Here is a 20,052-nt window from a genome sequence, read left to right as displayed (position 1 = left end):
TAGTAAGCGGTTTTCTCCTTTTCTAATGAAATAAATTTTAGGTTTAAGCCTATTTCAGGTAGTACAGCCCGGATGATAGCGGTTTGTTCCCAGAAATACTTTTACTTAAACTACTTATATAATTCTTCACTCCCGGGACTCATCAAAACAATATGGAAAAGTGGCATCTGAAAGGCAAAAAAGCGCTGATTACCGGAGGCACCAAAGGCATCGGTGAAGCCTGCGCGCTATTGATGGCCGAAGCTGGGGCGGAAGTGATGGTATTGGCCCGAGATGAGGAAGTCATAAAAAGATCGGTTTTTGAGGCCAATCAAAAGGGTCTTTCGATCATGGGTGCAGCCTTCGACATGGCCGAGCCCAAGGTAGCTTCGCGCATTATCGCGCACGTGCAGGAAACCTGGGGTACCCTGGATATTCTGGTCAATAACGCAGGCATGAATATTCGTAAACCTACCGTGGATTATTCGGCGGACGAATACGATCGTATTATGCAGGTCAATCTGCGTTCCGTTTTTGAATTGTGCCAGGCGGCGTATCCCCTACTGAGAGCCAGCGGTGGGTGCATTGTCAACATGAGCTCGGTGTCGGCTCTGACACACATCAGCAGCGGTTCGATATATGGCATGAGCAAAGCCGCCCTCACGCAGTTGACCCGAAATCTGGCCGTGGAATGGGCTAAGGATGGCATTCGGGTCAACGCCATTGCGCCCTGGTACATCAGCACCCCATTGGCCGCTCCGGTGCTGGAAGATCCCGAAAAACTGAAAAATATCCTGGCCCGCACGCCCATGCAGCGCGTCGGCACACCCGAAGAAGTGGCCGCCGCCGCCCTATTTCTGAGTTTGCCCGCGGCCAGCTACATCACAGGACAATGTATCGGGGTAGATGGTGGATTTATTGTGAATGGGTACTAGTAGTTTATGAGTGAATTTAATAGTTCTACAGATTGGAAGTTCCTTTTTTGTACTTTTATAAAAATAGTATCAACCGAAGTCCTGCGCGTATCCGCTCCGGTCCTCAACAGATCGAATAACTTAATTACTTATTTATTTCCTGAATCCATGAAAAAACTACTCATTGCCTCCCTGACCGCCTGCCTGGTTGCACCTAATCTGCAAGCCCAAACTACCCCCGCGCCCAGCGCCGACATGCAGATTAAAACGGCGCTGCTCGCCGCCCCAAGTGACAAAAAAGAGGGTGCCAAAGTCTACGGTTATTCGTCCGACGGCCAGTTCAAAGTACTCCGTGAGGGTACCAACGACCTGATTTGCCTGGCCGACGATCCTGCAACCAAAGGCATTAATGTGTCGTGCTACCATGCCAAGCTGGAACCGTTCATGGCGCGGGGGCGGGAATTGAAAATGGAAAAGAAATCAGCCAAGGAGGTATTCGATATTCGCGAAGCGGAGGCCAAATCGGGCAAATTGAAAATGCCCGACGCACCCTCTACGCTCTTTGTTCTGTCGGGTAATGACGAAAATTACGACCCGGCTACCGGTGAAATCAAGGATGGGTACCTTCGCTACGTGGTGTACATCCCGTTTGCGACGGCCGAGAGTACGGGGCTACCGCTCAAGCCCGAAGGCCCGGCCATGCCGTGGATCATGGACCCCGGCACGCACAGGGCTCACATCATGATCAATCCGCCGAAGCAGTAAAGAAGAACGTTTTGATCGGCTCCTAGTCGGTGGGTAGTGTGGGTGAAAGTGATTTTACAAAAAAGCAGATTACTGTACTGCTTTCCTATTTCTGTGACTCCGTTTTCCCAGAATCAATCTTTTTTGTATCCATCTGCGCTCGCCAGCGTGGCTGCGTGCCGCCCTCCGGCGCGGGCCAACCTTCGCGTTGCTCGGCGCGGTTGCCTTCGCTGGCTTCGGTCTGGTCATGAAAAAGGTGCACCTCCGTGGTGTAGGGTATATCGATATGAGCCTGGTCGAGGGCGTTCTTAACCGCCTGAATCACGCGGGCGTGTACCTTCACCACGTCGGCCCGGCGGCTGTGGGTCCACCAGCGGATGCGGATCGTAACCCAACTCGCGGCCAGATCCCAGGGTAGGGCTTCCACGCCCGGCTCCTTCTCTACGTCCACCACTTCTGCCACTGCCTTTCGGATCACTTCACAAGCCTCTTCGATACCATCGCCGTAGCCAATGCCGACGTCGTACTGACTACGCCGCTTTTCGTGGGCGGTTTTTACCAGTACGGAATTGGTGTAAATATCACTGTTCGGAATCACAACCCGCTGGCCGTCATAGGTCCGCATGATCGTGGCGCGGGTTTCGATGCGCTCTACGGTACCTTCATAGCCATTGACCTCGATCTGATCGTGGGTTTCGAAGGGTTGCCGGAACAGAATCAGCAGGCCCGCCAGCCAGTTTTGCAGAATGTCCTTAAAGGCAAACCCGATCGCCACCGAACTCACACCCAGTCCGGCGATCAGGTCACCGGGTTTGAGCGAAGGAATTATGATGGTCGCACCCAGCAGAAAACCAAGGATAATAATGATCCAGCGCACAAATCCTCCCAGTACCTCGCCGAGGTTGTCACGCTGGTTTTTTGTGGTGCGGCGTTGAATGATTTTCCGGGCCAGGTACCCCAAGCCGTAGAATATAGCAATCACGACGCTGGCTACGATAATATTGGGCAGGAGCCGGATAAATCCGTTGATCCAGTTCTGCACGCGTTCGACCGCGCCACTGAAATCAAAATTCATGGATTGTAGGGCAATTTGGGTAGAGTCAGCCTGAATAAGCATAGAAGTATAGGTCAAGAATAGTAGTAGCTGGTAGCGATATGTGAACGCAGTAAAAGAATTATGCCTTTTCGGCCCCGGTGCCGCGTATACTGAAGTATAGCGCTACCTGTATTCACTAAAAATTTGTATTGCGCTTGGCCACAACATTCGTTTTTACGGTTAGCTTTGTCCACTTTTTGGCGTCGCTTTTCTTCGCCGACAGAAAGGTTGATATTCAATGTACTATAACTTGTATTGACCATGCTACCCGCTTCCGTACACTCGCTTGAAGACGAATTTGAAAAAATAATTGAGGGTATCTTAAGTCGGGGCTACGGATACTCCGACGCTATCCTTACTCCTTCCGAAATCCGCACGTTGAGTCATGCTTTCGATTACCGTCAAAACACAGGCGAGTTTCGCCCGGCGGCGGTGGGCCATCAGGCCGGCAAGCAAATCCTGACCGAGATTCGGGGCGATCAGATTTGCTGGCTTTCGGAAGAAAACCTCATGCCCGCCGAAGTCGCTTATTTTGCCAAAATCCAGTCCCTCATCGAGTATTTCAACCGCACTTGCTACCTGGGTTTGCTGGATGCTGAATTTCATTACGCCGAGTACCCCGTGGGTACCTTTTACAAGCGCCACCTGGATCGGTTCAAAACGGATTCGCGGCGCAAATTATCCGTAATCTGCTACCTGAACGAAAACTGGCAACTGGATGAAGGCGGGCAATTGATTCTTTATCCGGCTGAGAATCAAATTGAAAGCATCCTACCCATCGGCGGCCGACTCGTGTGTTTTGAAAGCGACAAGCTGGAACACGAGGTACTATCGGCTGTTCGTCCCCGCCGGAGCATTACCGGCTGGTTAAGGACGCGCTAAGGATTTAGCGGGTATTTTCAGAAAATATTCGTCTTTTGTGACAATAGCCGACAGCTCTTGGCTGATGGCATTTGACTTTTTATACCCTGCCATGGAATAGGGCTTTACTACCCAGGTAGGTTTGATTAGGGAAAGGCCAAATCCGTTTTGTTCGATTACTATAACCCCAAAAAGGCCGACAGACATCCGCTGTCAGCCACTAGCTATTCATGAAAAAAATCCTATACACCGTGTCGCTTATCGCTTTATCGTTCTCGGCTATGGCCCAAAATGAAACCATCATGCTGTGGCCCGCCGGAAAAATACCCAACGCTATTCCCAACAGTCTGGAAGAGAAAGCCGTCACCACCGGAGGCATCACGCGCCTCAGCAATGTGACGGTACCCAACATGGTAGCCTTTATTCCGGCCAAAGACAAAGCCACGGGCGCGGCGGTGCTGATCTGCCCCGGCGGGGGTTACGGCATCCTGGCCTACGACCACGAAGGTACCGACCTGGCGGCGTGGTTTAAAGAGCGGGGTATCGCGGCCTTCGTGTTGAAGTACCGTCTGCCCAACGAAAAAGCCATGACCCACCAGCATGAGGTACCCCTGATGGATGCCATGCAGGGCATGAAAATGATTCGCCGAAATGCCAATAAATACAACGTGAAGCCCGACCAGATCGGCATCATGGGCTTTTCGGCGGGTGGTCACCTGGCCGCTACGCTCTCGACCCACTTCGACCGGGGCGCCAACGCCAGCGAGGAAGCAAAACCCAATTTCGCGCTTTTGCTTTACCCGGTCATTACGTTCCTACCCGAATTCGCGCACGGCGGATCGCGGAAAAATCTGCTGGGACCCGATGAGTCGGACGAACTGGTCAACTACTATTCCAACGAACTGATGGTTTCGTCCTCCACGCCCCCTACGTTTCTGGTTCACGCCGAAGACGATGGCGGGGTACCTGTCGAGAACAGCATCAACTATTTCCTGGCTTTGAAGCAGTATAAAATTCCCGCCGAATTGCACATCTACCCTACGGGCGGTCACGGCTTCGCAATGAAAACCGCCGGCAAAGGCTCGGTAGATACCTGGACGCAGGCGATGGAAAATTTCCTTAAGAGCCGAAACCTGATGAAATAAAAAACGGGACAGACCTAAAAGCCCGTCCCGTTTCCGAAACCTTATCACTACATACTACATTAGTTTACTGCTACGAGCGTCCGGGCGGGTGTTTCAACGATGTCTTTGGTGGATAGTTTGATGTCTTTCCGTACTATTTCCTCGCCGTTGCTGATTTCGAGGGTGTAGCGACCGTCCTGGCTATCGGAGAAGTTGAAGGGGCGGGCATACTTCTGCATCTTCTTGCCCAGTACTTCTTCGTGCAGTACCTCGCCTTTTTGGTTTCTCAGGCGTACCGTCACGACTTCACCCGCTTCTTTGTACAGGATCAACTTCATGTTGAGGGTATTCTGAACCCGGTACATCCCCACCTGGAAGGTACCACAATCGTTGTTTTTACACTCCCGCATCTCTTTCGTTGGCGTTCCGGCTTCTACTGAGGCACTCATCATCATCCCGCACAGGGCAACTACCAGCATTCTTTTTACGTTTTTCATGGCTTTTGAATTTTTGGGCTTTATAAATTACTTTGACCCAAAGACTCCCACCGCCTTGCTCACGTTGCAGGCAGTTGCGCGAACGGCAGAATAAAAGGATGAATGGTAAAAGGTAGCGGAACTTAACGCTGACAACCTTCAAAAGGCCGTCAGCGTTGGAATGAGTACCTACTGCGACCACTCCGTGGGGGTACGGTCCCAGCGGTGGGTTTTTAGTTTTTCCAGTAATGAATCCTCCAATGTTTTCCCATCACTCGCCGCGATGTTGGCCCGTACGTGGGGTAGCTTGCGCATACCGGGAATGGTAGTGGCCACATCGTCATTGGCCAGAATGAAGCGGAGCGCCATCTCAGGCATTGTCAATCCATTGGGAATGAGCGGCTTCAAAGCGTCGGCGTGGTCTACGCTGCTGTTGAGATTCTCGGGTACAAAGTAGGTAGAGCGCCAGTCGTCGGCCGGGAAAGTCGTTTCTTTGGTCAGGGTACCGGTCAGGGTACCTTCGTCGAAGGGTACCCTGGCGATGATACCCACATCGTACTTGCGGCAGAGGGGGAACAACTGGTCCTCGGGATTTTGGTCGAATATATTGTAGATCACCTGCACGGCGTCGATGAGGCCAGTTTTGATGGTTTCGAGCGAATTGTCCGGTTCCCAGCGGTTGACGCTGATTCCCCACGCCTGTACCTTGCCTTCCTGGGTTAGCTTCTGGATGGCTTCTTTCCATTCGTCGCGATTGGCCCAATGATCTTCCCAGACGTGGAATTGCATGAGGTCGATGCACTCTACATTCAGATTTTTCAGGCTTTTCTCGGTATATTTTACAATGTAATCGGCGGGAAATACCTCGTCGAGCGAAAATTCGGGCCGGGAAGGCCAGTTGCGGTTTTTGGGAGGTATTTTGGTCGCGGCGTAGAGCTTCTTGTCAGGATTCCGCTTCATGAGTTCACCCAGAATCTGCTCACTTTTCCCTTCGGCGTACCCCCAGGCGGTATCGAAAAAATTACAACCCAGTTCCACGGCCAGATCGAGGGAAGCGTTCACTTCCTCGATATCAGAGCCCGTCCAGCCAGCCAGGCCCCACATGCCGTAGCCTATCTCGCTGACCTGCCAGTCGGTACGGCCAAATCGTCGGTAATTCATAGTCAAATAAAGGTTTTGTGATTAGGATTGATTTTTCGCAAAGTACGGCAAATCCGGTTTGAAAAGAATTATTCTGCCCATACCCAAACCTACTGACCCGAGCGTTGTTCTGAAAAAAAGCACCTTGCGAAGGAACTGGAAAAGTTCTATTTTTGGTAAAATCGGGTGTTGCACAATAGATCCAACAGAACGATATCAGTACAAGCAATTTGAAACTAAGATCTGCATACGTTAAAAAATTGAAGGAAGAATGATTTGGAGAAACGTAGGCAATAGCCTGATGGCGCTCTCAGTGATCATGGCTTTGATGGGATGGAGCCGGGTAGAAACGCCTTCGGAACAAATGCTGAACTATGTGCACCAGTTTCAGCAAATCCAGATCGACATCCGGGAATGCAACGTCAGCCCCGACTCGGCGGCACGGGCTTTCCAGGCTACCATGCGTAACATCCAAAGCGTGCTGCCCCTGCTGGACTCCTGCCGCGACGACGCGGCCAATCGGTTCGTGTATCCACTCCGGGGGTACCTGCCCCGCTATTCCATCGGGGGCAATGGGCGCGGTTTCCGCGCCAAAGGATTCGACCTGTTTGATGCCGATGCGCGCGGGAGCCACCCCGCCCACGATTTGTTCATCCGCGATGGCAATCAGGACAATCTCGACGACCACATGTGCCTTCCCGTCGATCTGCTTTCATTCAGTCAGGGCGTCGTGCTGGCTACCGACACTACCTGGCAACCCGAAAGTGAATTACGCGGCGGTAATTTCGTTTGGGTATACGATCCCTGCCTCAACGGACTTTTCTACTATGCCCACAACAGCCGCGTGGTGGTGCAGCCCGGCCAATGGGTACAGTCCGGCCAGAAACTCGGCGAGATAGGTCGCACCGGCCTCAACGCCTACAAGGGACGCTCCCCTACCCACGTACACATGATGTTCCTGCGGCTGGATAGCAGCTACCTACCCCAACCCGAGAATCCGCTGGCGTGGCTGCGCGAGGCGGAGGTGAAAGAGTGGTAATTTGATACTCTTCTAGTATACAGGCAATTCTGGACTGGCCTTTTTCAAAATTCTCATATACAAATTTGTATATATGCATTTTTGTATATATACTTGCCTTATAAAATTAAATGAGAGGTATATGAAGAACAGAACCGGTGCTCCCGTAGATGGCAACGATTTTTTTGGGAGAGAAAAGGAAATAGCCTATGTATGGGATTTGCTCCAAAATGGGAATAACATCTTGCTGCCCTCGCCCCGTCGGGTAGGTAAGAGCTCCTTTGCCAAGAAAATGCTCGAAAAAGCCGAAGGGGAAGGATGGGAAGTCATTGAGATCAACCTGGAACGGGCGCACTCGGAACTGGAATTTGTGGAACTGCTGACCGGAGAACTACGAAAAATGTCCGTTTGGGAAAGAAGTAAGGAGTCGGGCATTAAGTTGCTTGAAATAATTAGTGCTTTAAAACCAACCTTAAGTATAGGCGGGGCAGAAGTCAAACTGGACTGGAAGAAAGAAAAATCAAATATATACCGCGAGTTAGAACGAATTCTTCCGCACGATCGGGAAGTTCTGATTTTCTTCGACGAGGTAGCCGTACTGCTCAATGGCATATTACTGGACAGTAATGGTGACAAACGACAAATAGAAGAACTCATGCACTGGCTCAGGAGCCTCCGGCAGGTATCCGGCTCACAAATCCGCTGGATTTTTTGCAGCTCAGTGGGTATCGAGAACTTTACCACTGGTCATCAACTCAGTAAAACCATCAATGACTTTTCCTATTATGAACTCAAACCGTTCAGTTCTGAGGCAGCTACTTCCATGATCATCGAGTTAGAAAAAGGAGGAAACGTAACGTTCAACGAAGAAATCAGAGCACAAATGCTGGCTAAGTTAGGGTACCTACTACCTTACTTTATTCAAGTACTGTTTGAAAAAATGAAAGGGAAAATCCAGATAGAGGACGCTCTGATTGATCAAAACCTAGTAAACAAAGCGTACAATGAAATAATCGAAGGGGCGTATCTGAATACCTGGGACGAGCGGCTGCGGGAACAATATGGCGATCACAAAGACGATGCCTATTTGCTACTCCGGCATATTTGCCGGGCAAAAGAAGGGATGAAGCGGGAGAATCTGCACAATCTACTATACCAGAAGTACAGCGACGCCGACCGGACGGATAGCATCCTGGCAACCTTGCTGAACATGCTCCAGAACGACGGCTATCTGGCGGAGAACAACGCCCACTACCTATTCCGCTCTCCGCTGATTCGTGATTTCTGGTTTAACCGATTTGTAAAATGAGCGAGGAAACTGGATTCAAAACCACTCAAATCGGCATATTCAACCCGGGCCGGTTAAGTGACCGTGAAATCGAACGGGCTTTCATTACCCGGATTAAGTTGTTCGAGTACCTTCTACAAGGTATTGTGTCCGAAACGCCGGGTACTATTCCGCAGCACTACCTGATCATCGGGCAGCGTGGCATGGGAAAGTCTACCCTCCTGCACCGGATAGCCGTAGAACTGCGGAAGGAGCCGCACCGAAAGAGTTTTCTGCCGCTGACCTTTCCGGAGGAGCAGTACAACGTAGACCGCCTGTCCAAGTTCTGGCTCAATTGTCTGGATGCCCTCGCCGACGCCCTTGACCGCGAAGGCAGCACCGATCAGCTCGATCAGCTGGATCTGGACATCAGTCGCTGGGCTTCCACCGCGCGGGATAGTTCTGCTACGCAGCTCTACGAATACTTTGCGCAATGGGTCCATCGGACAGCGCGACGGCCAGTACTACTGGTAGATAATCTGGGACTGATTTTTGATCGACTAGCCAGGGAAGAACAACACCAACTGCGCGCCATTTTGATGGATAAAGATGCCCCGATTCTGGTGGGGGCGAGCGCCAACACCCTCACCGATACCGTGGAATACGGAGCACCCTTCTACGATGCTTTCCAGACGCAATACCTCAAAAAACTAACGTTTGAGGAAACCATGGAGGTATTGGAAAATCTCGCCCAGATGACTGGCAACTCAGAATTTGCTATCACTCTGCGGGGCAACCGGGCGCGATTACGCACTTTGTATCAGCTCACGGGCGGTACCCCGCGTACCATCGTGATGCTATACCCGCTCATACGGGGCGGTTTTTCACTAGAAGTACAGACCGACCTCGAAGGCCTCATGGATGTGATGACCCCTTGTACAAGGCCCGTTTTGAAGAACTTCCCGAGCAAATGCAGGTCATTCTCGACGCAGTGGCGCTACATTGGGACCCCATCGCTCTGGATGACCTGCGCCAGATTACCCAACTCGAAAACCCCCAACTTTCTCCTCAACTTAAACGCCTCTACGAGGTAGGTTGGCTTGACCGCCTCAATGCCTACGAGAAGAAAGGCCAAGCCTACGAAATCAGTGAGCGATTTTTCAATATCTGGTACCTTATGCGCCGCAGCAGCCGGAGGCAGAAAAAAGAATTGCTATGCCTGACCAAGTTCCTGGTCACACTGTACGGGGAAGACCTCAACCAGATGGGGGAAAGGCTGATACAGCAGGGAGTCACCCATCGTGATCACGTCAGTATGCAATTGGCTATTGCGGATGGGGTTAAAGACCTTGAGCTTGCCCGAAAGTTAAGAGAAAAAAGCTATAAGGAACTATTTGATCTGTCGAGAACAGATGCTTCTATTTTGAAGGATTTTGATATTCCGGGGAAGGTACTAAATGAAAGAGGAAAAGCATTAATAGAGCGCATGCATGAATCTATTTCAGCAAAAGCTTGGCCAGAAGCCATAATTATCTGCGAGGAATTAATCAGATTAAATCCTCAAAGTCCAGCTGGATGGAATTTATTAGGAACTATTAATCAAAAACTAAGAAAATATGAGGAAGCAGAAGTAGCCTACCGCCGAGCAACAGAGTTGAATCCAACTGATGTCAATCCATGGAACAATCTGGGCACCCTCTATCAGGACCACCTGGGGAACTACGCTGAGGCAGAAGCAGCCTACCGCCGGGCTATCAAGCTGGATGAAACAGATGCCGCGCCATGGTTTGGTCTGGGCACCCTCTATCAGGACCACCTGGGGAACTACGCTGAGGCAGAAGCAGCCTACCGCCGGGCTATCGAGCTGGATGAAACGGATGCCGCGCCATGGTATGGTCTGGGCACCCTCTACCAGTATCAGCTGGGGAACTACACTGAGGCAGAAGCAGCCTACCGCCGGGCTATCGAGCTGGATGAAACAAAAGCCGCGCCATGGTTTGGTCTTGGCACCCTCTACCAGTATCAGCTGGAGAACTACGCTGAGGCAGAAGCAGCCTACCGCCGGGCTATCGAGTTGGATGAAACGGATGCCATTCTATGGAACAACTTGGGAAACCTCTATCAGGATTATTTGAGAAAATATGAGGAAGCAGAAGCAGCCTACCTCCGAGCCAGTGAATTAGATTTGAATAATGAAAGTTCAAGGATAAATCTCCTATTTCTGTATCGGGACAAAATGCATTTATTTGATAAAGCAAAAATGCTTTACGAGGCTATGGATGAGCCTAAGGATGGAAAAGACAGTTACTGGCTCAATGCTTCCCTATTTGCCCTGTACGATAAAAACCTAGGGATTGCCGAAAAGCATCTGCTGCAAGCTTTACACTATACCGAAGGAAAGCTCCCTCCCAACACCCAGGACGATTGGTGGCGCTTCGCGGCGGTATCCATCAATCTGGGATACGGGCAGGCTATTTTGGAAGTACTGCAACAAAATGGCTATGATGTGATTCTTCGGCCGTATTTTGTGGCAATTCAATCCTTGGTAGCGAAAGACAGCACCGCCTTTCTCAATAGCATCGCCGCCGAGGTACGTGAGGTAGCAGCCGATCTGGCCGAGCGGATCAAACGATTCATGTAAACTACCTTACAGAAAAGAGGCTGAATCAGATACAATTCTGATTCAGCCTCTTTTGTATAGAATTCTCTATAACCGAAGGTACTTATACTACTTCTACTTTCACTTTGAGTAAAAACTCATCCATCTCGATTTCCGTCGCGGCACCATTCAGGTCATTGACCAGGTCGAGTCCTACGGCTTGTACTTCCTGGCAGATGTAGTCGCGCTGGGATGAGACCGCCTCGGTGAGGGTAGCATCGTCGTTTTGCAGGCTGATCTGGATTTTGTCCGTCACGTCGAAGCCGCTGTCTTTGCGCAGATTCTGGATCCGATTCACGAAGTCGCGGGCGATACCTTCTTTACGTAGCTCGTCGGTGATGGTCACGTCCAGGGCTACCGTCAGGCCGTCTTCACTGGCCACCAGCCAGCCGGGTACGTCCTCGGCGATGATTTCCACCTCGTGCAGCGTGATGAACACCGGAGGCTCAGCCACCGGCAGCGCAAATTCGTTGTCGCGTTCCAGTACCTTGATGTCGTCTTCGCTCATCTGCGCAATAGCGGCCGCAACCTCCTTCATCCGCGGGCCGAATTTGGGGCCCAGGGCTTTGAAGTTGGGTTTGATTTTCTTCTTCAAAATCCCGCTGTCGTCGTGGACAAACTCGACGGTCTTGATATTGACTTCCGACAGAATGATAGGTACCACGCTTTCGATCTGACGGCGTGTTTTGTCGCTCAGTACCGGAATCAGGATTTTGGACAACGGCTGACGTACCTTGATTTTGTGGCCTTTACGCAACGAGTGCACCAGCGAACTGATATCCTGCGCCAGCTGCATGGATTCTTCCAGATCGAGGTCGATCCAGTCGTACTCTACGGGATGCCAGTCAGTCAGGTGGACGGAGGAATGTTGGAAAGGCGTGTTATGCGATTTCGAACGGGCGGCGCTCCGTTCAGCCCGCACATGCTCAGTGAGCTGGCGATAGAGCCAGTCTCCGTAGAAAGGCGCGATGGGCGACATGAGTTGTGCCACCGCCGTCAGGCAGTGTTGCAATGTTTCGTAGGCCGCTTTTTTGTCGAGCGTCAGTTCGCCACTACCGGTGCTGCCGGTCCAGAAACGCCGTCGCGACAGCCGCACGTACCAGTTGGAGAGCTGGTCGGTCACGAAATCCTGCACCAGTCGCCCCGCTTTGGTCGGGTTATAATTCTCGAATTGCTCACCTACCTCCTTGACCAGCGTATTCAGTTTCGACAAAATCCAGCGGTCCAATTCGGGCAATTTCTCATGAGGTACCCGGTCGAATTGATTGATCGTGTAGCCGTCCAGATTGGCGTAGAGCGCAAAAAAATTGTAGGTATTGGACAGCGTACCGAAAAACTTCCGCTGCACTTCCCCGATGCCGTCGATATTGAATTTCAGGTTGTCCCAGGGTTCGGCGTTGGTAATGAGGTACCAGCGAGTAGCATCAGGTCCGAAGGTACCCAGCGTCTTGAACGGATTCACGGCGTTGCCCAGGCGCTTGGACATTTTGTTGCCGTTTTTATCCAAAACCAAACCCGTCGAAACGACATTCTTAAAGGCCACCGAATCGAACAGCATACCCGCAATGGCATGGAGCGTAAAGAACCAGCCGCGCGTTTGATCTACCCCTTCACTGATAAAATCGGCCGGAAAGCTTTCGTTGAAAATTTCGTGATTCTCAAACGGATAGTGCCACTGCGCATAAGGCATCGCGCCCGAATCGAACCAGACGTCGATGAGATCGGTTTCGCGCTGCATGATGTTGCCCGATTCCGAGATCAGAAAAATCTCATCGACAAACGGACGGTGCAAATCCAGTTTTTGTTCTAGATTGGCTTGCAGGAAGGCGTCGTTTTTGTGTAAATATTCCTCGTAGCCCGATTTCCCTTCCAGCGTCCAGGCTCGCATTTTTTCGTTGGCAGCTTCGCAACGCTGCACCAATTCTTCAATCGAGCCAATGCACACTTCTTCGCCCGCATCGTTGCGCCAGATCGGCAGGGGGGTACCCCAGTACCGTGAGCGCGACAAGTTCCAGTCTACCAGATTTTCGAGCCAGTTGCCGAAGCGGCCGGTGCCGGTACTTTCGGGTTGCCAGTTGATGGTTTTGTTCAGAGCCACCAGCTTTTCCTTCATGGCCGTGGTGCGGATAAACCAGCTATCGAGCGGGTAGTACAGTACGGGCTTGTCGGTGCGCCAGCAATGTGGGTAGGGGTGTTCGTATTTTTCTACCTTGAAAGCCAGGCCTTCCTCTTTCAGCTTGATCGCGATCAGCACGTCCGTCGGTTTGAAATCGGGTTCATCCTGTTCGGCGTCGGAGTAGTATTCCGGCTTCACGTACCTGCCCCCGAATTCGCCAATCTCTTTCACAAAACGGCCCTGACGATCCACAATGGGTACCTCTTTGCCGTTGGCGTCCTGCACCATAATGGGCGGAATGCCGTTGGCCTGCGCCACGCGAAAGTCGTCCGCGCCGAAGGTAGGTGAGGTATGTACCACGCCCGTACCGTCCTCGGTCGTGACAAAATCGCCCAGAATCACACGAAAAGCGGGCGTCTTGGGCTGGACGTAGGGCATGAGTTGCTCGTACTCGATGCCTTCCAGGTCTTTTCCCTTGAACTCCGCAAGAATCTGCCAGGGAAGTACCTTCTTGTCGCTTTCAGGGTACCCCACAAAATCGCCGTCTTTCCCTTTTTCCGAAAAGAAGTTTTTGACTAAATCCTTCGCCAGCACTACACTGACGGGTGCGTAGGTATAGGGATTAAACGTTTTGACCAATACATAGCTAATGTTCGCGCCGACGGTCAGGGCCGAGTTGGCGGGTAGGGTCCAGGGCGTGGTCGTCCAGGCCAGGATGCGGATGTCTTCCTGGCTATATTCCTTAAAAACTGAATGCGTCCCGGCATCTTTAACCTTGAACATAGCCACGATCGTGGTGTCTTTCAGTTCTTTGTAGGTACCCGGCATATTCAGCTCGTGCGACGAAAGGCCCGTACCCGCCGCCGGACTGTACGGCTGGATCGTGTAGCCTTTGTACAGCAAACCCTTGTCGTATAGCTTTTTGAGCAAATGCCACAGGCTCTCGATGTAGTTATTTTCGTAGGTGATATAGGGATCATCCAGGTCCACCCAGTAGCCCATTTTCTCAGTCAGGTTGTTCCACTGGTCGGTGAACTTCATGACCGTTTCGCGGCATTTGGCGTTATATTCTTCGATGCTGATTTTGGTACCGATGTCTTCCTTTGTGATACCCAATTCCTTCTCTACCTGCAACTCGATGGGCAGGCCGTGCGTGTCCCAGCCGCCCTTGCGCTTCACCTGAAAGCCGCGCAGGGTTTTGTAGCGGCAGAAAATATCCTTGATCGTCCGGGCCATCACGTGGTGAATGCCCGGCGCGCCATTGGCCGAGGGTGGCCCTTCGTAGAACGTGAAGGTAGGGTTGCCCTCGCGCAGGGTGACGGATTCCTCGAAGATTTTATTCTCTTTCCAGAAGTTAAGTACTTCGTCGGCGAGCTGGGGGTAGCTGAGATTTTTGTATTCCTGGTAGTTCACTAAAATGGACGTTAGATACTTAATATTGGATTTTAGAAACCTGGCCCTGAACCAGGGTATTCCCGAAAAAGCGATTCATTTTTCAAGGGAGCAAATTTAGCGATTTTTGGGGCGGGCAAGAAATTGCATTCCTGATTTGAAAATAATTTCAATTAGCCTGCCGAAATTCGTTGCTTTGCCTAATCAACAAAATTGGTTTTGAAAAAATCGCAAAGATCATTCTGGGAAATTCTGCAACGCGCCGGGTTCGACGGTTTTATTCTCGCGCTGATGGGGGCGGTGTTTCTGGCGTGGCTCTGGCCGTACCCGGGTACGGTATCGGCCCCGGTGCAGCTGGGGAAGATCGCGGGCTACGGAGTGTCGGTCATTTTTTTCTTTTACGGCCTGAAACTCAATCTGACTCAGTTGCGGGTAGGGCTTAGCAATACACGGCTTCATCTGATAATCCATGCCGCCACCTTTGTGCTGTTTCCATTGCTGGCCCTGGCCATCAAGCCTTTTTTCCAAAATCCTGAGGATCATACCTTATGGCTCGGCATTTTCTTCCTAGCGGCGTTGCCGGGCACGGTTTCGTCGGCGGTGGTGATGGTATCCCTGGCCGGGGGCAATATTCCGGCTGCCATTTTCAATGCCAGTCTTTCCAGCCTGCTAGGGGTGTTCATTACCCCGCTGTGGATGGGGCTCGTGATGAGTACCTCATCCATGCGCTTCGACATGACCGATGTAATTCTTAAACTGATCGTGCAGGTACTGCTGCCCGTGGTGGCAGGGATGCTGATGCACCGGTTCTGGGGTACCTTCGCCGATCAGTACCGGAAAGCGCTCAGCAATTTCGACAAGGGCGTGATTATCTTGATCGTATACACCAGTTTCTGCGAATCTTTTGCTAATCGGGTGTTTTCGCTCATTGGCTGGCAAGAACTTTTTATGCTGATTGGGGGCGTAGTTTCGTTATTCTTTCTGGTGTACGGAATTCTTTCCTTCCTGGCAAAAATCTTACATTTCAACCACGAAGACCGGATTACGGCGCTATTCTGCGGTTCCAAGAAATCGCTCGTGCAGGGAGCCGTGATGTCCAAGGTACTTTTTGCGGGTATGGCCAGCGCGGGGGTACTTCTATTGCCGATTCTGCTCTACCACGCCTCGCAGCTCCTGATCGTAAGCTCCATCGCCCAGCGGCTGAGCCGGGAAACGAGGTAGGGGCATGTCTATGATTTTATCTTACAGAGCTAATAGCTGATGGCTAATAGCCAATAGCTTTTTTAGAATACATGCGTTTCATTCAGGGAATTTTCCGCTTAGTTCTTTTCTTCCTCATCATCGTTGGGGTCATTTCGCTGTGGGAAAACTGGCGGACGGGCGACTGGCTGCCGGACTGGTTCAACAGCAAGAAAAAACTTGAAAACACCCAAACGGTAGTTTTGCAGGAAATCACTTCGCTCGGCAAACTGGAACTGGTGCGCTATAATTTTAAAGATGTAGTAGAACAGCAGATCACCAAAATGTGGCTACCCGACGCCAAAGCGGTGCTCATCGTGCAGGGCGAAGCCATTGGCTGTGTGGATTTGACCCAAATGGACATTGCCGACATAGAAGCTGGTAAAGATACATTGGTTGTTCACCTACCCGAACCCGAATTATGCGTGTTCAAGATCAACCACGACCGCTCCAAAGTCTACAACACCGAGTATGCTTTTATGGAAGAGGCACAGCTCGTACAGGAAGGCTACAAACAGGCCGAGCGACAAATCCGGCAATCGGCGCTCGATATGGGTATCCTGGACCAGACCCGCGAAAATGCCCGCAAGATGCTGACGCCCATTCTGGAACGTACGTCAGGTAAAAAGGTAGTACTGGTGTTTCCGATGAAAGCCGAATTGCCGAAATTGAGGTAAGAAGGAAGGATCAAACGGTTAAAGGTGAAGGGTTAAATGGTTAACAGCTTTCGGAAACGGATTTACTTATGGACTTTCCACTATCAACCGTCAACTCTCGCCGCGGGGCGCCCCGCACTAAATAAGTCTTTCAACCCTACCCCACTGAGTTGCTGTCGTTTCATTTCCTGTAGTAAATAAAAAATCTTCTCGGCAGCTCGCTCGTAGGAAAGTCCGCCAGGTCGGATATTGGACACACAGTTGCGGCCCTCGTCCGTCAAGCCCACGCGGGGACGGTAGGTGAGGTAAGCCCCCAGACTATCGGGCGAGCTCAGACCCGGCCGTTCGCCAATCAAAATCAGGGTCATCTCGGAGCGCAATGTCTGGGCGATTTCATCGGCAATAGCTACCCTACCCTGTTTGACCAGCGCGACAGGAGCCAGCCGCCAGTTTTTTGCCCGGACCATAGGTACCAGCCGCCGAATCACTTCCAGTGCGTGGGTATTAACGGCAGTAGCCGACAGACCATCGGCCACCACGACACATAGCTCATTTTCCTCATTATCAATATTTTGTAGAGAAAGGTTAGATTCATGACTAAGTTGACGGCCCAGATCAGGTCGAAGCAGGTACTCCTGCCGGTCTGATACCCGACTGTGTAGTCGCGTGGAAAGAAGACCTAGTTTACGGAGCAAAATTTCCGCCTGATCCAGATCGAAAGTAGAGTACACCGCGTCGCGAGCCCGGGCGTGATCCAGATTGAATTCCAGCAGCCGCTTTGTGAGAAGGCTATGCCCCGTCCGGCCCAACGCCACTCGGGCAGGGGTGTATTTCGTAAGATCGGATGACGCCTCACCGGGTACAGTATAACTTTCAGCCTTTTTTAGTGTGTCCATATACAGGGCTTGTTCTTTCTGGTAGCTTATTTCATTATTGGATTTACTCGTTTAATCGATAAAAATTAATAAGATCTGTACTTTCTATGGCTGTAAAGCCCACTTCTCGTAGATAGTTGACGAGTTGGCCCCGGTGGTAGGTCGAGTGGTTGAATACGTGGGCCAGAACCTTGCTGCGTTCATCAGTGAATTCGTTTCCTTTCAGATTCCGATAAGTGAATTTCTCTCTCAGGCTCTCCTCCGAACTATCAACAAGGTACCTTTCAAGATTAGCGGACGCACTTTTCCAAATAGCCAGTACTTCATCCCTATCGCCCTGAAAAGTAAGTGACAGAAAAGGCTGGGGTTTCCCTTCTAGCCGTTCGAACCATATTTTTTCGGCTGAAACAATGTGCAGGGCAGTAGCTTCCAGACTTTTGAAACTCCCACCAAATTCCCGTTTCCACTGCTCTACGCTGATTTGTGACAGCCACGCTGACAACTTTGCGTTGGCCCACACGTTGTAGCGCGCCAATTCGAGTAAATATTCTTTCATCTTGTTTAAAAGCTCATATTTATAAAATCATCGGTTGGGCAAACAGGCAAAACCCATATTATTCTCCCAACAGCCCGTTAAATTTTTCAATTTTCCATTCTCCATTTTCAATTAACCGGAGAAGCCATTTTTCAAATTCTGGCGCGGGTCGTACGCCCAGCACATCGCGAAGGTACAGGGCATCATGGAAGGAGGTACTTTGGTAGTGCAGCATCACATCGTCGGCACCAGGTACCCCCATGATGAAGTTGGCACCCGCTACGCCCATGAGGGTCAGCAGAGTATCCATGTCATCCTGGTCGGCCTCGGCATGGTTGGTGTAGCAGATGTCGATGCCCATCGGTAAGCCCAATAGTTTTCCGCAGAAAACGTCCTCCAGACCCGCGCGGATGATTTGCTTGCCGTCGTACAGGTACTCTGGCCCGATGAACCCTACCACCGTGTTAACCAGCAATGGATCAAACGCCCGCGCCACGGCGTAGACCCGCGCCTCGCAGGTCTGCTGGTCGAGGCCGTGGTGAGCATTGGCCGAGAGCGCCGCGCCCTGCCCGGTTTCAAAATACATGAGGTTGGTGCCTAGAGTACCCCGCTTCAGGGACAGGCCCGCTTCGTGCGCTTCTTTGAGTAAGGCCAGATCGATGCCAAACGACTTGTTGAGCGCCTGGGTACCCCCAATGGATTGAAAAACCAGATCTACGGGAGCTTTTTCTTCAATAAGTTGCAACGTGGTAGTCACGTGACTGAGCACGCAACTTTGGGTCGGAATATCGAACCGTTGCCGGATGCCATCCATCATTTCCAGCAAACCCCGTACCGTGGCTACGTGGTCGGTGGCGGGGTTGATACCGATCACGGCGTCACCGCTTCCATAGAGCAGTCCGTCGACGATCGAGGCAGCGATCCCTTTGAAATCGTCCGACGGATGGTTGGGCTGTAATCGGGTAGAAAGCCGGCCTTTCAGGCCAATCGTATTTCTGAATTTTGTGACAATCTCGCACTTGGCCGACACTGTGACCAAATCCTGAATCCGCATGAGTTTGCTGACCGCCGCTGCCATTTCGGGTGTAATGCCGGGAGCCAGTCGGCGCAGCTTTTCGGTAGTGGTTTGTTCCGACAGCAGGAAATCCCGGAACTCCCCAACGGTGAGGGCTTTTATGGGCTCAAAAGCCCCTACGTCGTGGGTATCCACGATGAGGCGGGTCACTTCGTCTTTTTCGTAAGGAATCAGATGATCGGTCAGAAAAATGCTCAGCGGCAAATCGGCCAATGCCATCTGCGCAGCTACCCGTTCCTCGTAGCTGCGGGCAGCTACCCCCGCCAGTTGGTCGCCCGAACGCAGCGGGGATGCTTTGGCGAGGAGGGTTTTCAAATCCTCGAAGTGGTAGGTAAAAGCACGGACGGTTTGGCGAAAGGGCATTTTTTGAAGAAGATAAAAGCTAGTAGCTGATGGCTAGTAGCCATTGGCTTTTAAAAATACACAAAAAAAGCGGTGAGAAATGAATCCCACCGCTAGTGTCTTGCTTAAAAGACTGTTTTTTACAGCACTACTACCGAATTCTCGTCGGTTGAACCTTCAGCAGGAACATACTTGTCAGCTTGCCAGTCGTTCTCCCATTTCTCACCATCGAGCAAGTAACGGAACTGGTATTCTTTGCCTGTTTCCAGTTCTACGATTGCTTTATATGAGCCGTCTTTCTGCTTTTTCAGGGGAGTTGCTTCGGAAGGATCCCAACCGTTGAAATCGCCCAGCAGAATCACCTTTTTCGATTCAGTAGTCGCCTCAGCGGGTAGGGTAAACGTTACTTTGCAGACAGGTTTGCTTTTCAAAAATTGTTTTGTCAAAGCCATAGTTGTAATAAAGTTTTGTGAATAACCCTGCAAAGGTAATAAGATATATTTTTTAATACAATGATTATCAGTTGAATAAATTTTTCACTTCT

General features: G+C 51.1%; 18 protein-coding genes. 10 read left to right on the top strand and 8 right to left on the bottom strand.

The window, feature by feature from the left end; translation table 11 throughout:
* The first annotated feature begins 152 nt into the window (after nucleotides 1-152).
* Together GBK04_RS19065 and GBK04_RS19060 are read left to right on the top strand one after the other, a co-directional pair.
* Complete coding sequence (locus GBK04_RS19065; RefSeq protein ID WP_152762405.1) at nucleotides 153-914, top strand: SDR family oxidoreductase; 762 nt, start codon at nucleotides 153-155, stop codon at nucleotides 912-914.
* 147 nt (nucleotides 915-1,061) lie between these two features.
* Complete coding sequence (locus GBK04_RS19060) at nucleotides 1,062-1,658, top strand: hypothetical protein (protein ID WP_152762403.1); 597 nt, start codon at nucleotides 1,062-1,064, stop codon at nucleotides 1,656-1,658.
* A gap of 85 nt (nucleotides 1,659-1,743) precedes the next feature.
* Here GBK04_RS19060 and GBK04_RS19055 read toward each other — a convergent pair whose 3' ends face one another.
* Nucleotides 1,744-2,754 (bottom strand): mechanosensitive ion channel family protein, encoded by a 1,011-nt coding sequence (locus GBK04_RS19055; protein WP_152762401.1) that lies wholly within the window; start codon nucleotides 2,752-2,754, stop codon nucleotides 1,744-1,746.
* Between the two features lie 240 nt (nucleotides 2,755-2,994).
* Here GBK04_RS19055 and GBK04_RS19050 point away from each other — a divergent pair, with 240 nt between their 5' ends.
* The gene (locus tag GBK04_RS19050; protein WP_152762399.1) at nucleotides 2,995-3,615 is read left to right on the top strand and encodes a 2OG-Fe(II) oxygenase; all 621 of its coding nucleotides are present in this window, start codon (nucleotides 2,995-2,997) and stop codon (nucleotides 3,613-3,615) included.
* A gap of 209 nt (nucleotides 3,616-3,824) precedes the next feature.
* Nucleotides 3,825-4,739, top strand: coding sequence for an alpha/beta hydrolase (locus GBK04_RS19045; protein WP_152762397.1), 915 nt, complete (start codon nucleotides 3,825-3,827; stop codon nucleotides 4,737-4,739).
* A gap of 59 nt (nucleotides 4,740-4,798) precedes the next feature.
* Here the strand turns inward: GBK04_RS19045 and GBK04_RS19040 are convergent, their stop codons facing one another.
* Nucleotides 4,799-5,215: a hypothetical protein gene (locus GBK04_RS19040; RefSeq protein WP_152762395.1), complete on the bottom strand. Its 417-nt coding sequence runs from the start codon at nucleotides 5,213-5,215 to the stop codon at nucleotides 4,799-4,801.
* A 168-nt stretch (nucleotides 5,216-5,383) separates the two neighbouring features.
* Nucleotides 5,384-6,355 (bottom strand): aldo/keto reductase, encoded by a 972-nt coding sequence (locus GBK04_RS19035; protein WP_152762393.1) that lies wholly within the window; start codon nucleotides 6,353-6,355, stop codon nucleotides 5,384-5,386.
* A gap of 250 nt (nucleotides 6,356-6,605) precedes the next feature.
* Here GBK04_RS19035 and GBK04_RS19030 point away from each other — a divergent pair, with 250 nt between their 5' ends.
* From GBK04_RS19030 to GBK04_RS19015, 4 genes are all read left to right on the top strand, one after another.
* Nucleotides 6,606-7,373, top strand: a complete 768-nt coding sequence (locus tag GBK04_RS19030) for a M23 family metallopeptidase (RefSeq protein ID WP_152762391.1) — start codon at nucleotides 6,606-6,608, stop codon at nucleotides 7,371-7,373.
* 121 nt (nucleotides 7,374-7,494) lie between these two features.
* Nucleotides 7,495-8,661, top strand: a complete 1,167-nt coding sequence (locus GBK04_RS19025) for an ATP-binding protein (protein ID WP_373331132.1) — start codon at nucleotides 7,495-7,497, stop codon at nucleotides 8,659-8,661.
* A complete protein-coding gene (locus GBK04_RS19020) occupies nucleotides 8,658-9,713 on the top strand; it encodes an ATP-binding protein (RefSeq protein WP_152762387.1) in 1,056 nt (351 codons plus the stop codon). The genes GBK04_RS19025 and GBK04_RS19020 overlap by 4 nt, the downstream gene beginning before the upstream one ends.
* Nucleotides 9,599-11,260, top strand: coding sequence for a tetratricopeptide repeat protein (locus tag GBK04_RS19015; RefSeq protein ID WP_373331470.1), 1,662 nt, complete (start codon nucleotides 9,599-9,601; stop codon nucleotides 11,258-11,260). Before GBK04_RS19020 ends, GBK04_RS19015 begins: the two co-directional genes overlap by 115 nt.
* Nucleotides 11,261-11,342: 82 nt before the next feature.
* On the opposite strand, the gene ileS is transcribed toward GBK04_RS19015, so the two are convergent.
* Nucleotides 11,343-14,807, bottom strand: a complete 3,465-nt coding sequence (gene ileS, locus GBK04_RS19010; RefSeq protein ID WP_373331131.1) for an isoleucine--tRNA ligase — start codon at nucleotides 14,805-14,807, stop codon at nucleotides 11,343-11,345.
* A 198-nt stretch (nucleotides 14,808-15,005) separates the two neighbouring features.
* On the opposite strand from ileS, the gene GBK04_RS19005 reads away from it, so the two are divergent.
* Nucleotides 15,006-16,007 (top strand): bile acid:sodium symporter family protein, encoded by a 1,002-nt coding sequence (locus GBK04_RS19005; RefSeq protein ID WP_373331130.1) that lies wholly within the window; start codon nucleotides 15,006-15,008, stop codon nucleotides 16,005-16,007.
* A 71-nt stretch (nucleotides 16,008-16,078) separates the two neighbouring features.
* Nucleotides 16,079-16,702 carry a DUF4230 domain-containing protein gene (locus GBK04_RS19000; protein ID WP_152762383.1) on the top strand — a complete coding sequence of 208 codons (624 nt, stop codon included), beginning with the start codon at nucleotides 16,079-16,081 and terminating at the stop codon, nucleotides 16,700-16,702.
* Nucleotides 16,703-16,785: 83 nt separating this feature from the next.
* On the opposite strand, the gene eutC is transcribed toward GBK04_RS19000, so the two are convergent.
* The 4 genes from eutC to GBK04_RS18980 all read right to left on the bottom strand — a co-directional run bounded on the left by eutC (nucleotide 16,786) and on the right by GBK04_RS18980 (nucleotide 19,960).
* Nucleotides 16,786-17,577: an ethanolamine ammonia-lyase subunit EutC gene (gene eutC / locus GBK04_RS18995; protein ID WP_152762381.1), complete on the bottom strand. Its 792-nt coding sequence runs from the start codon at nucleotides 17,575-17,577 to the stop codon at nucleotides 16,786-16,788.
* Between the two features lie 43 nt (nucleotides 17,578-17,620).
* Complete coding sequence (locus tag GBK04_RS18990; protein WP_152762379.1) at nucleotides 17,621-18,112, bottom strand: DinB family protein; 492 nt, start codon at nucleotides 18,110-18,112, stop codon at nucleotides 17,621-17,623.
* 58 nt (nucleotides 18,113-18,170) lie between these two features.
* Nucleotides 18,171-19,529, bottom strand: a complete 1,359-nt coding sequence (locus GBK04_RS18985; RefSeq protein WP_152762377.1) for an ethanolamine ammonia-lyase subunit EutB — start codon at nucleotides 19,527-19,529, stop codon at nucleotides 18,171-18,173.
* A gap of 119 nt (nucleotides 19,530-19,648) precedes the next feature.
* On the bottom strand, nucleotides 19,649-19,960 hold the full coding sequence (locus tag GBK04_RS18980) for an isoamylase early set domain-containing protein (protein ID WP_152762375.1): 312 nt from the start codon (nucleotides 19,958-19,960) through the stop codon (nucleotides 19,649-19,651).
* Nucleotides 19,961-20,052 lie beyond the last annotated feature (92 nt).

Source organism: Salmonirosea aquatica (assembly GCF_009296315.1).
GTDB classification, from domain to species: Bacteria; Bacteroidota; Bacteroidia; order Cytophagales; family Spirosomataceae; genus Salmonirosea; species Salmonirosea aquatica.
Note: the sequence above shows the minus strand (reverse complement) of the source record. Positions and strands in the feature narration are given on the sequence as shown.

Excerpts from the sequence above, each read along its gene's own strand:
- GBK04_RS19020 (WP_152762387.1), top strand. The coding sequence starts at position 8,658 with ATGAGCGAGGAAACTGGATTCAAAACCACTCAAATCGGCATATTCAAC.
- GBK04_RS19025 (WP_373331132.1), top strand. The coding sequence starts at position 7,495 with ATGAAGAACAGAACCGGTGCTCCCGTAGATGGCAACGATTTTTTTGGG.
- GBK04_RS19050 (WP_152762399.1), top strand. The coding sequence starts at position 2,995 with ATGCTACCCGCTTCCGTACACTCGCTTGAAGACGAATTTGAAAAAATA.
- GBK04_RS19000 (WP_152762383.1), top strand. The coding sequence starts at position 16,079 with ATGCGTTTCATTCAGGGAATTTTCCGCTTAGTTCTTTTCTTCCTCATC.
- GBK04_RS19055 (WP_152762401.1), bottom strand. The coding sequence starts at position 2,754 with ATGCTTATTCAGGCTGACTCTACCCAAATTGCCCTACAATCCATGAAT.
- GBK04_RS19035 (WP_152762393.1), bottom strand. The coding sequence starts at position 6,355 with ATGAATTACCGACGATTTGGCCGTACCGACTGGCAGGTCAGCGAGATA.
- GBK04_RS18990 (WP_152762379.1), bottom strand. The coding sequence starts at position 18,112 with ATGAAAGAATATTTACTCGAATTGGCGCGCTACAACGTGTGGGCCAAC.
- eutC (WP_152762381.1), bottom strand. The coding sequence starts at position 17,577 with ATGGACACACTAAAAAAGGCTGAAAGTTATACTGTACCCGGTGAGGCG.
- GBK04_RS18985 (WP_152762377.1), bottom strand. The coding sequence starts at position 19,529 with ATGCCCTTTCGCCAAACCGTCCGTGCTTTTACCTACCACTTCGAGGAT.
- GBK04_RS19030 (WP_152762391.1), top strand. The coding sequence starts at position 6,606 with ATGATTTGGAGAAACGTAGGCAATAGCCTGATGGCGCTCTCAGTGATC.
- GBK04_RS19045 (WP_152762397.1), top strand. The coding sequence starts at position 3,825 with ATGAAAAAAATCCTATACACCGTGTCGCTTATCGCTTTATCGTTCTCG.
- GBK04_RS19060 (WP_152762403.1), top strand. The coding sequence starts at position 1,062 with ATGAAAAAACTACTCATTGCCTCCCTGACCGCCTGCCTGGTTGCACCT.
- GBK04_RS18980 (WP_152762375.1), bottom strand. The coding sequence starts at position 19,960 with ATGGCTTTGACAAAACAATTTTTGAAAAGCAAACCTGTCTGCAAAGTA.
- GBK04_RS19040 (WP_152762395.1), bottom strand. The coding sequence starts at position 5,215 with ATGAAAAACGTAAAAAGAATGCTGGTAGTTGCCCTGTGCGGGATGATG.
- GBK04_RS19065 (WP_152762405.1), top strand. The coding sequence starts at position 153 with ATGGAAAAGTGGCATCTGAAAGGCAAAAAAGCGCTGATTACCGGAGGC.